Genomic DNA, 14,002 nt, shown 5'->3' on the forward strand with positions numbered 1-14,002 from the left:
GGATTTTTTTCGCATTAGGGAAGATGATGATTGCTTACATGCGCGATTTAACAGTTCTAGCATACTCGGAGGGACTCATTAAAGTTGCTTTCTTAAAAGCTTTGGAAAAATAGTGGACAGAACTAAATCCTAATTGCCTGGAAATCTCAGTGAAATTATAGGTTTCTTCGCGAATCATGATTTTCGCCTGATCGATTTTCAATTTGGCGAAGTACTCCATAAGTGTATAGCTCGTATGTTTTTTGAAAAGATCCTTGAGCTGTGTTTTGCCGACACAGAATACTTGGCTGATCTCGTTCAGCGTGAGATGGGTATCGATATGTTCCGCCATATAGCTTATGACTTTGCTTGTCAAATCGTGGACAGACTTCTCCTTGGCTACCGTAGAGAGGGAAGTGTCAGCTTCTGTTGGAGCTGTTTTTCGAAGTAAACGTAACAAGAGAATCTCCAAATAACTCTGCATCATTTGCTCACTACCAACGGGTGCATCCAGCCTGCGAACGAGGGGGTGGCCGAATGGAAATTGAAAGGCTTGCTGGCCTTCGCGCACGATCTGGGCAAGTAAATTGCGTTCCTCATCCTCCAAATAAAATACCTTTTGCTCAAAAAATTGCATTGATTTCGAATGACAATCGAACGTCATGACGATTAAATTGGGCGCTTTTCCTTTGGTTGCATAGAAGCTATGAAATTCATTAGGTTTATGGAAAATGATAGACCCTTGCTTAAGCAAGTAAATATTCTCATCGGCATGAACTTCCACCTCGCCGCGATCGACGTAGAGAAATTCCCAGAAGTCATGCTTCTCACCATTGAATGAATAATCTTTACCAAAYTCGAAGTAATGCATCGTAATCACTTTATGGATAACTAGACTCATTTTCAAATGGGTCCGCTGATACTCGGTGGGGTTCGTTTCGATACGCGCCATGGGTGTCACTCCTGATATTCAATACAAAGTGTGTATCTCTATCATATCACAGCGGAAATAACAAAAAAATCGGCTTTCAAGACAAAGAAAAGGCGGAGGTCATCTCTTATAATCAAGGTATCGTAAAGTTTGAGGGGGCATGGGACATGAAGATAGGTGTAATTGGATATGGAAATAGAATTGAAGGTGTCATTAAGGAAGTATTGAGGGCAGATGCGGACTGTCAAATTGCGGCAATTGTAGATGTACGTAAAGACACGATTAAAGCAAAGCTAGATGCACAAGGTTGGCATCATGTTAAGTATTTCGATACGGCAGAACAAATGCTGGAATCCGAACAACTAGATGGAGCCATGATTGGCACACGTTGTAATCTACATGCGACAATGGGGTTGAAGGTGTTAAACCATAATCTTCCCCTCTATATAGAAAAGCCAGTAGCTACAAACTATGAAGATCTGCTGAGATTAAAAGAAAGTTACGAAGCATCGACATCACCTGTTGTGGTCTCATTCCCATTGCGTACAACCTCTATCGTGGAGCTGGTTAAGGAGATCGTTCAATCTGGCAAAATAGGCACAGTTGAACACGTGCAGGCCATTAATAATGTGCCTTATGGTCGTGTCTATTTCCAAAGCTGGTACCGCAATGAGGAAGAGACCGGTGGACTCTTCTTGCAAAAAGCGACCCATGATTTTGACTATATCCAAGCAATACTGGGTCAAGTGCCAGTCAGTGTATGTGCGATGACCTCCAAGCAAATTTTTAAAGGTAATAAATCTAAGGGACTAAAGTGTGTGGATTGTGAAGATAATCGCACCTGCTTAGAGAGTACCGTTACGACAGCAGAAGAGTTAGATCCTACATGGCAATATTGCTGTTATGCGGAAGATACAGGAAATGAAGATTCAGGAAGCGCATTGTTCCGATATGAAAGCGGTATGCATATGTCATACTCACAAAACTTCTTTATCCGCAGAGGTGCCGCTGCTCGTGGTGCACGATTCATGGGATATAAGGGGACGGTCGATTTTGATTTCTATAGCGGTCAAGTCAAGGTGTTTATGCATCATACGGGTCGTGTTGAAACCTATGAGCTTGAAGCAGGAAGCAATCATTTCGGAGGCGATGAGAAGCTGGCACGTAATTTTGCAGCGATCATGAAGGGGAAAGCGAGTTCCATTTCGACGCTTGACGATGGTTTGATGAGTGCTCTAATGTGTATGAAAGCACAAGAATCTGCACGTACGGGGACTTTCCAAGCTTTAAATTGGTAAGACTTCATGCGAACATGCAGAAGGGAGTGGGATCGTATGGAGAAAAAGGTGCATTTTCAAACCATGAGCTTGAGCTCATTATCCAAGGTTTTTGCCGATGAAGCTCCACGTGAAGCTACCTATAAGCAAGCGACAGCTCTAAGAGGCGAGAACTTCGCTTTCCAGGTTGCTTATACATCGAATGAGCTTTTAAAAAACATAGGTGTTGGAGTCTATACGACCCTGGGACTTCCTTTTACAATCCGAGCAGTTGGCCTCGTGCCTTCGGAAATGCCCTGTCATCTAGACCATGATGACAATGTGCTACGCGTGGAACCGGGGTTGTATCCCGATCCGCTGTATCCGCTTGATGATCTAAATGTAACAGCTCTACCAGGCCAATGACGTTCCGTTTGGATCAATGTTGAACTAGATACTGATTTTCCTGCTGGCACGTATACAGTGAATGTAAGGTTCTTATCTTCCGAGGGTGAGAAGCTGGGTGAGGAAGAGCTGAAGCTCACCGTTATCGCAGCAACGCTTCCGAGGCAGAAATTGATCCATACGGAATGGTTTCACGCGGACTGCTTAGCTACACATTACAAGGTAGCTGTATTTAGCGAGGAGCACTGGAGGCTCATTGGAGATTTTATCGATACAGCCGTCAAGCATGGTATCAACATGATACTGACACCGATCTTTACACCGCCATTAGATACCGCTATTGGTGGAGAACGGCCAACCGTGCAATTGATTGGAGTCAATGTTGATGACGGAAGAATTGATGGCAACACGAAGTATTCCTTTGACTATACAAAGCTAGAGCGTTGGGTGAAGCTCTGCCAGAGCAAGGGAGTCGAGTATTTCGAAATCTCGCATTTATTTACCCAGTGGGGCGCCAAACATACACCTAAAATTGTCGCTACCCTAAATGGCGAAGAACAACGTATCTTCGGCTGGGATGCGGATGCCTCTGGAGAAGCTTATGCGCATTTTCTGGGTCAACTCCTTCCTGACCTGGGTCGCGTCCTCCAAAGACTTGGAATCGCTTCCTGCAGTTATTTCCACGTGTCGGATGAGCCAGTGCAGGCCCATTTGGAAACGTACAAGAAAGCGAGTGAGCTCGTTCAGAGACTCCTTCCACCGGAATATCCGATTATCGATGCTTTGACCGAAATCTCGTTCTATGAACAGGGTATCGTTCAGAAGCCGATCCCATCGAACGATCATATCGCCCCTTTCTTAGAAGCGGGTATACCTGATTTATGGACATATTACTGTTGTGTTCAATACAAACAAGTATCAAATCGCTTCTATAACATGCCTTCCGCCCGCAACCGAATCATTGGCTTGCAGTTGTATAAATTCGGTATTCAGGGCTTTCTGCATTGGGGATATAACTTCTATTATTCCCAATACTCCATCAAACCGTTGGATCCGTTTAAAGTGACGGATGCTTTGCATGCCTTTCCTTCCGGAGACAGCTTCCTCGTTTACCCAGGTGAAACGGGACCTATTGAGTCGATTCGTTTGGAAGTATTCTACGAAGCGCTGCAGGATTTGCGTGCCTTAGAACTCCTCGAGACGTTGATTGGCAAAGAGCGTACAGTTGCATTAATCGAAGATGGCTTATCAGAACCGCTTACATTCTCTGTCTATCCACATAGCACGGAATGGATGCTCGAGGTGCGAGAGCGAATTAATCAGGCGATTGCAACCTATAGTTAAAAAGGGTAAAAACCCGAAAAAGAGCTGCTTCCACATGAAATGGGGAAGACAGCTTTTTTGGTACGTAGGTATGACTGAACGCAACGCAATCCGACCCAACGCAACGCACCTCAACGCAACCCACCGCACCTCAACGCAACCCAACCCAACTCATCTGGTTAAACATATATTCTGTTGTATCTACAATAATTTCGCGGAAAAACTGAATTGCTTTAAAGTGTTCATTTCGGGTAAATCTGCAGGGGATCGATGAGTTGGAAAGTTCATTGGCGAATCTCTTGAATTACCCTTCAAATTTCTTGTAGATACCACAGAAAATGATTTCTTGCGAGATAGTCAGTCGAATGGAGGACAGAGCTATCCTTCTGTTGTATCTACAATAATTTCGTGGAATAAAACTGTATTACTTTATCGTGTTCAATTCTGGGTAAATCTGCAGGGGATCGATGAGTTGGAAAGTTCATTGGCGAATCTCTTGAATTACCCTTCAAATTTCTTGTAGATATCACAGAAAATGACTTTTTGCGAAATAGTCAGTCGAACGGGGGGCAGATATATTACGATGTGAGCCTACCAAAATGGTAGGCTCAGACGTCCAACAGCAACAATTACCCTCTAAACGCATTCGTAATGGGTGGGATACAGAGCTTAGTAACACCGTTCACAGTGAGAGTATCTATCAGAATTTTTTCATTGTTTAGTCAAGTTCCTCACGTTCGAGCATATACTGTGTTAGATTCTTATCTTTTTGTGCTTGTTCGTAATGTCATCTGAAGCGTTGAAAGCGATTCCTCATCGACATTTACGTGACAAAATTCACAATGATGACAGGCTTTCTCAGCCAGTGGTCAAAAGATGCAAGCCAGTTCCCCGCAGAAATAGGAGGGTGCAGAGATGCTGCATATTGTCGTTTGTATTAAACAAGTTCCGGATTCTAGAGAAATTCGCATTGATCCCAAGAATAATACGCTCATTCGTCAAGGTGTTCCCAGCATTGTGAATTTCTATGATATGCATGGCTTGGAAGAGGCACTGCGCATTAAGGATGAACAAGGTGCGCGCATTACGGTCGTCACTATGGGACCGCCACCAGCCGAAAAAGGTCTGAAAGAATGTATCTCACTAGGCGCCGATGATGCTGTTTTGGTGACCGATCGTGGTTTTGCAGGTGCGGACACGCTGGCTACGTCGTACGTTGTCGCTCGAACGATTCGCAAAATTGCGGAGACGTGGGGGCCTGTGGATATCGTTTTTTGCGGAAAACAAACATTAGATGGCGATACGGGACAAGTTGGTCCGGGGGTAGCGTGCCGCTTAGATTTGGAACAACTTACCTACGTCAACAAAGTCGTTAAAGTCGATGAAGAAAATCGTAAAGTGCGCGTTCACAGGCTGTTGGAGGATGGCATTGAGGTCGTTGAGACAAGCATGCCAGTTCTGATTACCGCATTGAAGGAACTGAATAAAGTGAGACGCGCTTCGCTGCCGGGCATGATTCGAGCGGCTAGATATAAGCCTACTGTATGGACAACAGCTGATTTTCCAGATTTGGAGCGGGCAAAGATTGGGCTCAAAGGCTCGCCAACGATTGTTGCCAAAACATGGGTGCCCGAAATTAAAGCAGTGAAAACGAAAATGATTACGTTTGATAGCGTAGAGTCTGGGGCTGCACAGCTCGCCGATCAGCTGCTGACGAAGGACATGCAGACCGTGTTAGATTGGGCTTGATAGATAGGAACGGAGGATGACACGATGGCAAAGGAACAATCAACCGAACAGGTAGATCCGGCGATGCCGGATTGGTCAGCATATCGAGGTGTTTTAATCGTTGTTGAGCAGCGCGAGGGTATCGCGAAAAAGGTGTCTTGGCAGCTGCTTGGCGAAGGCAAGAAGCTTGCTGCGAAGCTTGAGGCGCCGCTCATGGCGCTCGTCATCGGCGAGAATGTCGCACATCTCGCCGATGAAGCCGTGCACTACGGCGCCGATCGGGTTTACCTCTGCGAAGCCCCCGAGCTTCGCGATTACAGGACCCGACCGTACAGCCGGGTCTGCTTGAAGCTGATCGAGGATGCGAAGCCCGAGATCGTGCTGTTCGGCGCGACAGCGACGGGCCGCGACCTGGCAGGTGCGATCGCAACGCACCTGCCAACGGGGCTGACGGCCGACACGACGCAGCTCGACGTGGAGCCGCCGCCGTCGCGGCTGCTGCTGGCCAGCCGGCCGGCTTTCTCCGAGAAGATGATGGCCACCATCCTCTGCAAGCAGTACCGGCCGCAGATGGCGACAGCGCGCGCCGGCGTGTTTCAGGCGCTGCCGAAAGACGTGGAGCGCGAAGGCGAGATCGTGCGAATCCAAGCGACGATGCGCGAGGAAGAGATTGACGCGCAAGTGCTCGACTTCCTGCGCGAAACTGGCAAGCTGAATCTCGAAGACTGCGAGATTATTGTAGCTGGAGGCCGCGGACTAGGCGGGCCCGATGCCTTCAAGCTGCTCGCCGAGCTAGCGGATGCGCTCGGCGGTGTCGTTGGCGCATCGCGCGCTGCCGTTGATGCGGGCTGGATCAGCCATGAGCATCAGGTGGGGCAGACGGGCGCCACGGTGCGGCCAAAGCTATACTTCGCCATCGGCATCTCCGGCGCGGTGCAGCATACGGTCGGCATGAGCCATGCCGATGTGGTCGTCGCGATCAACAAGGATGAGAAGGCGCCAATTTTCCAATTTGCCCATTATGGCCTTGTTGGCGATCTGTTTAAAATTGTCCCCGCCATCACGGAGGAATTCAGGAAACGTCGTACGCTTTTCGGCATTCACCCGCCATCGGTTGATGCCTCGATATCCACCACACAGACGCAGTCAGAGGCAATCGAAGACCGAGAGAGGAGTGAAGCGAAATGAACGAAAAATTCGACGCAATCGTCGTAGGCGGAGGTCCAGCTGGAGCAGCAGCAGCCCTGACCATGGCGCGAGCTGGTTTATCTGTTGTACTTCTCGAAAGAGGTGAGTTTCCAGGGGCCAAGAACATTTTCGGAGGCGTCCTCTATCGGAAGCAAATTGAAGAGCTTGTTCCTGAGTTTTGGACAGAGAAGAACTTTCCGATGGAGCGCTACATTGTTGAGCAGCGGCTCTGGATGATGGGCAAAGAGTCCATGGTCACCTTCGGCCATCGGAATGAAGCCTATAAGGAACCGTATAACTGCTTCACAGGTTTGAGGGTCAAATTCGATCAGTGGTTCGCTGAAAAAGCCGTAGCGGCGGGTGCCATTCCGATATACGAAACCGTGGCGCTGGACGTCATTCGTGAAGGTAACAAGGTTGTAGGCGTCAGAACGGACCGGGATGATGGTGATTTGTATGCGGACGTGGTCGTCATTGCCGATGGCGTTAACTCTTTGCTCGGTAAAGCGATGGGGATTCATAAGGAATGGATGCCGGATGAGGTGTCTTTGGCGGTAAAAGAAGTAATTGCGCTGCCACGGGAGAAAATTGAGGACCGCTTTGGTCTTGAGGGTGACGAAGGGGTCACCATTGAATTTATGGGCGAAACCTCGCTCGGCATGGCGGGCATGGGCTTCCTGTACACGAATAAAGAAACGATCTCGTTAGGGGTCGGTGTTATGGTGAACCATTTGCGGGATAAAAAGGTGAAGCCTTACGCTGTGCTCGATGCCGTCAAACAGCATCCGATGATTCGGAAACTCATTCAAGGCGGGGAGACCAAGGAATACTCCGGTCATCTGATTCCCGAGGGCGGGTTTCACTCGATTCCTACCTTATCCGGTGATGGTTGGTGTGTTTGCGGCGATGCCGCGCAATTAATCAACTTTGTCCACCGCGAGGGGACGAATCTGGCAATGACCTCAGGTCGTCTTGCTGGGGAAGCGATTATCGAAGCGAAAGCACGCGGGGATTTCTCAGCCCCTACTATGCATCTCTACGATAACAAAATTCGAGCTTCTTTTGTCCACAAGGATTTGCAGAAGTACAAAGGTATGCACCAATTTTTGAAAGAACAGGATCCAGAATTATTGTTTGATAGGTTGCCTCGTGCCGTCAATGAAGCCGCCTATAACATGTTCCTCGTGGATGGAATTACGAAAGCTGAGAAGCAAAAAATGGCCATGAAGCTTATCAAAAATGCCGCAGGCGGTACAGTAAACTTGATGAAGCTGGGCTACAAGGGATGGAGGGCGATGAACGGATGAGCCAAAGTGATATTTCAGATAAACTGTTTACCATTCGTTACAAATGCGATGATAAATCGCACCTCGTGATCAAGGACAAACAAACTTGCTTGAATTGTGTAACCAAAGACTGCAATTATTTCTGTCCTTCGGATGTGTATGAGTGGGAAAAGAAGCTCAAAATAACGACGGTTGCATTTGAAAATTGTATTGAATGCGGTACGTGTCGTATAGCATGTCCTTCGTACAATATTGACTGGGTGTACCCTAAGGGCGGGCATGGCATGACATATAAATACGGCTAATCTAGTGGAATGCACGGAAATAGAGCCTTGACTGCACATAGTCAGGGCTCTATTTTGTGTGGAAAAAACGACATTCCTCCATATGTAGGTGTAATTCTCCATAGTTTTGTTTCCCTTAGGATACGATAATAGACGATAGGAGGGATTTATAATGTCGATTACTTTTGAACCTGCACAAGGTATATTCCATATACACAATAAGCATATGAGCTATGTGATTCAGCTTATTAACAATTCGTACCCAGCTGATGTTTACTGGGGCCGCCCTATTAGATCTGGTCAACTCGGCACCGTTATTCAATATACGGAACGTGCTTCATTTAGTCCGAATCCTGTTAAAGAAGATAGAATGATCTCTTTCGATACACTACCTCAAGAATATCCGGCATATGGGACAAGCGATTTCCGCGAGCCCGCCTATCAAGTGGCGCTTCCAAATGGGTCTACAATAACTGAGCTTGTCTATGACAGCTATCGTATTGTGCAAGGAAAGCCTGTACTAGAGGGCTTACCATCAACGTATGTAGAAGATGATCATGAAGCAGAAACACTAGAAATTGAGCTAGTTGACATAGTAGCTGGTTTGCGTGCGATTCTGTCCTATACGATTTTCGTCAATCATGCGGCAATTACGCGTTCCGTCCGTTTCGTTAACGAAGGTAGAGCTGATCTCAAGCTGCTGCGTGCGTTAAGTATGAGCGTTGATTATTCTCATGCGGATGACGGCACATCGTTACATGCTTGGCCTGTATCGCGTAATGGAAGCTATTACAAGCGAATATCCGCATATCTTGTTTGAACGCTGCTCTGGCGGCGGCGGCCGTTTCGACCCAGGTATTCTGCATTACATGCCGCAAACTTGGACGAGCGATAACACGGATGCTGTTTGCCGTTTGAAAATCCAATATGGGACTAGCATCGTGTACCCAGTTAGCTCCATGGGCTCACATGTATCAGCAGTGCCCAATCATCAAGTGCATCGCATAACGTCCTTGGAAACCCGCGGCCATGTGGCTATGTCTGGTAATTTCGGCTACGAGTTGGATCTGACGAAGTTCACGGATGAAGAAAAGGAACTCGTCAAACGCCAAGTTGCTGATTACAAACAAATTCGACCTCTTGTCCAATTTGGCTATATGTATCGCTTGTTGAGCCCGTTCGAGGGGAACGACACCGCGTGGATGATTGTCTCCGAGGACAAGACACAAGCAATGGTCGTTTTCGTCCGTGTGCTTGCTGAGCCTTATGCGCCGCTGAAGACTTTGCGTCTCAAGGGTCTTAACCCTGACTTCGATTATCAAATCGAAGGGTCGGAAGGGCTTTTCCCCGGCGATCATTTGTTATACGCCGGTCTTCCTGTCGCTGGACTCCATGGCGACTTCCAGAGCAAAATCTGGCTGCTTGAGGCCAAACAGCAGTAATCCAACTTCAAAACCCCCACTTTCCTTTGTAGAAGAGTGGGGGTTTTGAAGTTGAAATTGCACCTATTTATTGGCATCGTGTTCCGACGAAACATATATTCTGTGGTATCTACAACAACCGACTCATGGAAAAAAAGCGTAGGACGATTAAGCTTCTTTGTTATTTGCAAACAGAATACTTGTACATACCACAGAAAATCGATTTAAGCGATATACGCGATGGTAGGCGAAGCTTGAAAATTCGCAAAGGGAATCCCATAAGCATATTCATTTTTGGAGCCAATTGCGATATGATAGTGAGATTCAAATCATTTTCGTAAGTGGGGAAGGGAGACGAATCAACATGCTGCAACGTCCAAGTCACGACGAATATTCATCATTCTACACGGGGTATATCGGGCTGGTACCCGATGGAGATTATGTTTCCATTTTAAACACTCAGGAAAAAGCCCTCGTAGCCTTATTCTCAAGTCTTAGTGAGGATCAACTATTAACCCGCTATGCACCTGGAAAGTGGAGTCTGAAGGAAGTTTTGGCTCATATTACGGATACGGAACGCATCATGAGCTATAGGCTGCTTCGTATAGCCCGCGGAGATACGACGGATTTACCTGGTTTTGATCAGGATATTTTCATTGCCAATACGACTTTCGACGAAGTGTCAGTAACGGATTTGGTTAAGGATTTCCAAGCGGTACGACAGGCTACTTTGGCGCTCTTGCCGACGATCTCAGACACAGCCTGGACACGTTCAGGAACTGCGAATACGTTCGCTATTTCAGCCCGCGCCATTGCGTATGTGATCGCTGGGCATGCACAGCATCACCTTAACATAGCGGAGCAAAAGTACTTATGATAAAAAAAGCCTGAAATCCACTGATGACGGATTTCAGGCTTTTTTTCTAATAAAGTGAAAGTGCCAGCGAATCTCGTTCATTCAATGAATGAAGGATCGCTTCGCACCCGACAATCTCGATGCTAATGATGGAGTCCAGGCATTTCTTGAGGGTAGCTCTTCCTTTGGTTACTTTGGCCTCAAGGGCAGACTTCAGTAGATTGAATTTCTTTTTATTTTTCTCATCGGAGTATACGGGTACTGGTTTGTTATGAATCGTTATAAACATTTTCATGATTTCCACCATCCTAAGAATTGGATATAGTACTAGCATATCGGATTATTATTAATAGAACCTTAAAATTGTTTTACAATTCTAAGACAAATAAGAGATTGCTATGTATTTTCGTATATAGATAATACGATTTAGCGGGTGAAATTGTTTCATACTATTGCTGGGAATATTGAATATTGTGTGAATTTAATCTAAACACATAGGCTAGGAATGCTGCATGTTTTGTCGATAGGCTTTGGGAGAAGTCCCGAAGCGTTGTTTAAATGCACGATGAAAATACGGATAAGAGCCAAAACCGCAGCTCAGCGCTATTTGTTCCAAGGACATTGAGCTATCATGCATGCGCTCCACCGCGCTAGATAAGCGTACTTCTGTAGCGTATTGGATCATGGTTTTACCAAAATATTCTTTGAATAAATGAACAGCACGGGAGATACTAAGTCCTACGTGGTCTGCGACATCTTCGATTTTGAATACAGCTGTAGCATGTGCTTCAATAAATCGTTTCATCCGTGTGCCTGTGAAAGGACGACCTTGCAAGGAGACGGTTTCTGTAGCCGCACGTTCGAGATACAGGCATAGGGCTTGGAGTAAATAACCGCTGAGCTCGGCATTCTCGTCCTCCATTCTGCGCTTCTCCAGACTTAATTGACGCCATAGCGAGATCAATCGAGGGTCGAGGTCAATCCGCATACAGGTTGGTTTGGTATTGCGCTTCCACCAGGCATCAATCCAGTCTCCTTTACAAAATAAATAGTAATCACCACTGGCGATTTTGCTGTCCGTATGCGTGAGCGCATTCTCAATACGCAGTTCATAAGGATCACCCGGCTTAAATAGGAGTAAGTGACCGGCTTCTATGGTTGTCATGCGTCCGTCGACAAGCGCTTCGCAGGTTCCTTCTGTTTGCAATCGAAAAAGATAAGATTGAAGTCCGGATTTCGCACTGTTGTAAAACGGATCCATGTGAAAAGAATAACCACAAGTTAATAGTTCAGCTTTCATGAATTATCGCCTTTCGTAGCCAAATAAGAGATGTTTTAATTATATCGTGAATGGTCATAATAGGCCAATCTCAATTATACTTAAGCCATGGTTAACATTATCGATTTTACTAAGAGAAAAGAGGAGAACAAATGGGACGTTTAGGAATTGGTCTTCAATTGTACACATTGAGAGATGATATGGCACGTGATATGGAAGGTACACTTCGCCACGTTGCGAAGTTAGGATATGAAGGCGTTGAGTTTGCTGGCTATTATGACATGCCTGCTGACAAGTTGAAAGGGCTGCTTGATGAGCTTGGATTGAAAGCTTTCGGAAGCCATGTAAGCTTGCAAAAATTCCGTGATGATTTTCAAGGTGAGATCGATTACTTGAAAACGATTGGTGCTACATATGCGATTTGCCCTTATGTTAACGCTGAAGAGCGTGAGTCCGTTGATCAATGGAAAGCGCTAATTGCTGAGTGTCAGGCACTAGCTGTTGAGACGCAAAAACAAGGCTTGCAATTCCTCTATCACAACCATGACTTTGAATTCCATTACAAAGTAGAAGATGAGTTTGTTTTCGACGCGATGTATGCGAATAATGATGCGATTAAAGTCGAAATGGACGTTTGTTGGGTTCAATTCGCTGGTCAAGACCCACTTGCTTACATCGCTAAATATGCAGGACGTCTTCCTTTAGTTCATTTCAAAGATTTCACGAAGGATTCTGAAGGTAAACTAGTTACTTTGGAGCTAGGCCTTGGCGATGTTCCTCTTGATAAAGTGATCGTTGCTGCAGAGCAAGCAGGTGTAGAATGGCTTATTGTTGAACAAGACAACTGCCAGAAGGCACCTTTAACTAGCATCGAGAACAGCTTTAACTGGGTGAAAGAGCATTACCTGAACGTTCATAACTAATTCATTATTTTTATAGTCGAAGGAGCATTTATCATATGAGTAAAATTAAAGTAGCCGTTATTGGCTGTGGTTCTATATCCAAACATAGACATATTCCAGAATACGCATCAAATTCAAATGTGGAGCTAGTTGCATTCGTAGATCCGATCATTGAAAGAGCAGAGCACTATGCACAGCTTCATGGCGGTAAAGCTTATAGTAACTACGTTGACATGTTGAAAGCAGAGAAAGTTGACGCGGTTAGCGTATGCACACCGAATTACCTTCACGCTGAAATTTCAATCGCTGCGGCAAACGCAGGCGCGCATGTGCTTGTTGAGAAGCCAATGGCTACAACAGCTGCTGAATCCGAGGCGATGATTGATGCTGCGAAGAAAAATGGCGTATTCTTGATGGTTGGTCACAACCAACGCCTGATGCCTCCGCACGTGAAAGCAAAAGAAGTTTTGGAAACAGGTAAGCTCGGGAAGGTTCTTACATTCCGTACATCCTTTGGTCATCCAGGTCCTGAAGGCTGGAGCGTTGATGGTCGTGAGAGTTGGTTCTTCCGTAAGGAAGAAGCCATTATGGGCGCAATGGGCGATCTTGGCGTTCACAAGTCCGACCTGATCCGTTGGTTGCTAGATGACGAGGTTGCTCAGGTAGCTGCTTTCGTTGGTACGCTCCACAAAGATGGTACAGACGTTGACGATAATGCTACTTGCTTGCTGCGTATGAAAAGCGGCGCAACGGGTTCCCTAGTAGCTAGCTGGACGTACTACAAGGGCCAAGATAATTCCACAGTTCTGTGGTGTGAGAATGGCGTTATCAAAATCGACACAGATCCTAACGATCAAGTAATCGTTGAGCTTCGTGACGGCACAGTTGAGCGTTATAAAGTCGGTCGAGTAGCAACGAATGAGAAACAAACATCTAGCGGTGTTATCGACGAGTTCGTAACATGCATTCTTAATAATCAAGCGCCTCGCATTTCAGGCGAAGAGGGCTACCGTGCATTGATAGTTATCCTTGCAGCGTTCGAATCCGAAGCTACAGGAAAGATCATTAATTTGTAATCTATGTAGGTTAAATACAGGAAAAGCTCATCCCACGTGGGGTGAGCTTTTTTATTGTGCGATTTTCCGCGACATAGCTGTGAAATGG

13 protein-coding genes and 1 pseudogene are annotated in these 14,002 nt (G+C 46.2%); 11 read left to right on the forward strand and 3 right to left on the reverse strand.

The window, feature by feature from the left end; all coding sequences use genetic code 11:
- Positions 1-34: 34 nt before the first annotated feature.
- Entirely contained in the window at positions 35-931 is an 897-nt protein-coding gene (locus AC1DVJ_RS11450; RefSeq protein ID WP_477590784.1) for an AraC family transcriptional regulator, read from the reverse strand.
- Between the two features lie 146 nt (positions 932-1,077).
- On the opposite strand from AC1DVJ_RS11450, the gene AC1DVJ_RS11455 reads away from it, so the two are divergent.
- The 9 genes and pseudogenes from AC1DVJ_RS11455 (at position 1,078) to AC1DVJ_RS11495 (ending at position 10,678) form a co-directional block, all read left to right on the forward strand.
- Positions 1,078-2,208: a Gfo/Idh/MocA family protein gene (locus tag AC1DVJ_RS11455; RefSeq protein ID WP_477590786.1), complete on the forward strand. Its 1,131-nt coding sequence runs from the start codon at positions 1,078-1,080 to the stop codon at positions 2,206-2,208.
- A 36-nt stretch (positions 2,209-2,244) separates the two neighbouring features.
- Entirely contained in the window at positions 2,245-2,592 is a 348-nt protein-coding gene (locus tag AC1DVJ_RS11460; RefSeq protein ID WP_477590788.1) for a hypothetical protein, read from the forward strand.
- Positions 2,593-2,649: 57 nt separating this feature from the next.
- Positions 2,650-3,915, forward strand: a complete 1,266-nt coding sequence (locus tag AC1DVJ_RS11465) for a DUF4091 domain-containing protein (RefSeq protein ID WP_477590789.1) — start codon at positions 2,650-2,652, stop codon at positions 3,913-3,915.
- Between the two features lie 894 nt (positions 3,916-4,809).
- Entirely contained in the window at positions 4,810-5,643 is an 834-nt protein-coding gene (locus tag AC1DVJ_RS11470; RefSeq protein WP_477590790.1) for an electron transfer flavoprotein subunit beta/FixA family protein, read from the forward strand.
- A 24-nt stretch (positions 5,644-5,667) separates the two neighbouring features.
- Positions 5,668-6,810, forward strand: coding sequence for an electron transfer flavoprotein subunit alpha/FixB family protein (locus tag AC1DVJ_RS11475; protein ID WP_477590792.1), 1,143 nt, complete (start codon positions 5,668-5,670; stop codon positions 6,808-6,810).
- Entirely contained in the window at positions 6,807-8,117 is a 1,311-nt protein-coding gene (locus AC1DVJ_RS11480; protein ID WP_477590794.1) for an FAD-dependent oxidoreductase, read from the forward strand. The genes AC1DVJ_RS11475 and AC1DVJ_RS11480 overlap by 4 nt, the downstream gene beginning before the upstream one ends.
- Entirely contained in the window at positions 8,114-8,401 is a 288-nt protein-coding gene (locus AC1DVJ_RS11485) for a ferredoxin family protein (protein ID WP_028554142.1), read from the forward strand. Before AC1DVJ_RS11480 ends, AC1DVJ_RS11485 begins: the two co-directional genes overlap by 4 nt.
- A gap of 151 nt (positions 8,402-8,552) precedes the next feature.
- Positions 8,553-9,822: pseudogene (locus AC1DVJ_RS11490) on the forward strand (alpha-galactosidase).
- 343 nt (positions 9,823-10,165) lie between these two features.
- Positions 10,166-10,678 carry a DinB family protein gene (locus tag AC1DVJ_RS11495; RefSeq protein WP_477590796.1) on the forward strand — a complete coding sequence of 171 codons (513 nt, stop codon included), beginning with the start codon at positions 10,166-10,168 and terminating at the stop codon, positions 10,676-10,678.
- A gap of 46 nt (positions 10,679-10,724) precedes the next feature.
- Here the strand turns inward: AC1DVJ_RS11495 and AC1DVJ_RS11500 are convergent, their stop codons facing one another.
- Together AC1DVJ_RS11500 and AC1DVJ_RS11505 are read right to left on the reverse strand one after the other, a co-directional pair.
- Positions 10,725-10,952 carry a hypothetical protein gene (locus AC1DVJ_RS11500; protein WP_028554145.1) on the reverse strand — a complete coding sequence of 76 codons (228 nt, stop codon included), beginning with the start codon at positions 10,950-10,952 and terminating at the stop codon, positions 10,725-10,727.
- 204 nt (positions 10,953-11,156) lie between these two features.
- Complete coding sequence (locus AC1DVJ_RS11505; protein ID WP_477590797.1) at positions 11,157-11,957, reverse strand: helix-turn-helix domain-containing protein; 801 nt, start codon at positions 11,955-11,957, stop codon at positions 11,157-11,159.
- A gap of 131 nt (positions 11,958-12,088) precedes the next feature.
- Here AC1DVJ_RS11505 and AC1DVJ_RS11510 point away from each other — a divergent pair, with 131 nt between their 5' ends.
- Complete coding sequence (locus AC1DVJ_RS11510) at positions 12,089-12,859, forward strand: sugar phosphate isomerase/epimerase family protein (RefSeq protein WP_477590799.1); 771 nt, start codon at positions 12,089-12,091, stop codon at positions 12,857-12,859.
- A gap of 35 nt (positions 12,860-12,894) precedes the next feature.
- Positions 12,895-13,914: a Gfo/Idh/MocA family protein gene (locus AC1DVJ_RS11515; RefSeq protein ID WP_477590801.1), complete on the forward strand. Its 1,020-nt coding sequence runs from the start codon at positions 12,895-12,897 to the stop codon at positions 13,912-13,914.
- The last annotated feature ends 88 nt before the right edge of the window (positions 13,915-14,002 follow it).

It is taken from the genome of Paenibacillus sp. P4_A9 (genome assembly GCF_056402415.1).

Excerpts from the sequence above, each read along its gene's own strand:
- AC1DVJ_RS11455 (WP_477590786.1), top strand. The coding sequence starts at position 1,078 with ATGAAGATAGGTGTAATTGGATATGGAAATAGAATTGAAGGTGTCATT.
- AC1DVJ_RS11460 (WP_477590788.1), top strand. The coding sequence starts at position 2,245 with ATGGAGAAAAAGGTGCATTTTCAAACCATGAGCTTGAGCTCATTATCC.
- AC1DVJ_RS11470 (WP_477590790.1), top strand. The coding sequence starts at position 4,810 with ATGCTGCATATTGTCGTTTGTATTAAACAAGTTCCGGATTCTAGAGAA.
- AC1DVJ_RS11475 (WP_477590792.1), top strand. The coding sequence starts at position 5,668 with ATGGCAAAGGAACAATCAACCGAACAGGTAGATCCGGCGATGCCGGAT.
- AC1DVJ_RS11480 (WP_477590794.1), top strand. The coding sequence starts at position 6,807 with ATGAACGAAAAATTCGACGCAATCGTCGTAGGCGGAGGTCCAGCTGGA.
- AC1DVJ_RS11485 (WP_028554142.1), top strand. The coding sequence starts at position 8,114 with ATGAGCCAAAGTGATATTTCAGATAAACTGTTTACCATTCGTTACAAA.
- AC1DVJ_RS11495 (WP_477590796.1), top strand. The coding sequence starts at position 10,166 with ATGCTGCAACGTCCAAGTCACGACGAATATTCATCATTCTACACGGGG.
- AC1DVJ_RS11500 (WP_028554145.1), bottom strand. The coding sequence starts at position 10,952 with ATGAAAATGTTTATAACGATTCATAACAAACCAGTACCCGTATACTCC.
- AC1DVJ_RS11505 (WP_477590797.1), bottom strand. The coding sequence starts at position 11,957 with ATGAAAGCTGAACTATTAACTTGTGGTTATTCTTTTCACATGGATCCG.
- AC1DVJ_RS11510 (WP_477590799.1), top strand. The coding sequence starts at position 12,089 with ATGGGACGTTTAGGAATTGGTCTTCAATTGTACACATTGAGAGATGAT.
- AC1DVJ_RS11515 (WP_477590801.1), top strand. The coding sequence starts at position 12,895 with ATGAGTAAAATTAAAGTAGCCGTTATTGGCTGTGGTTCTATATCCAAA.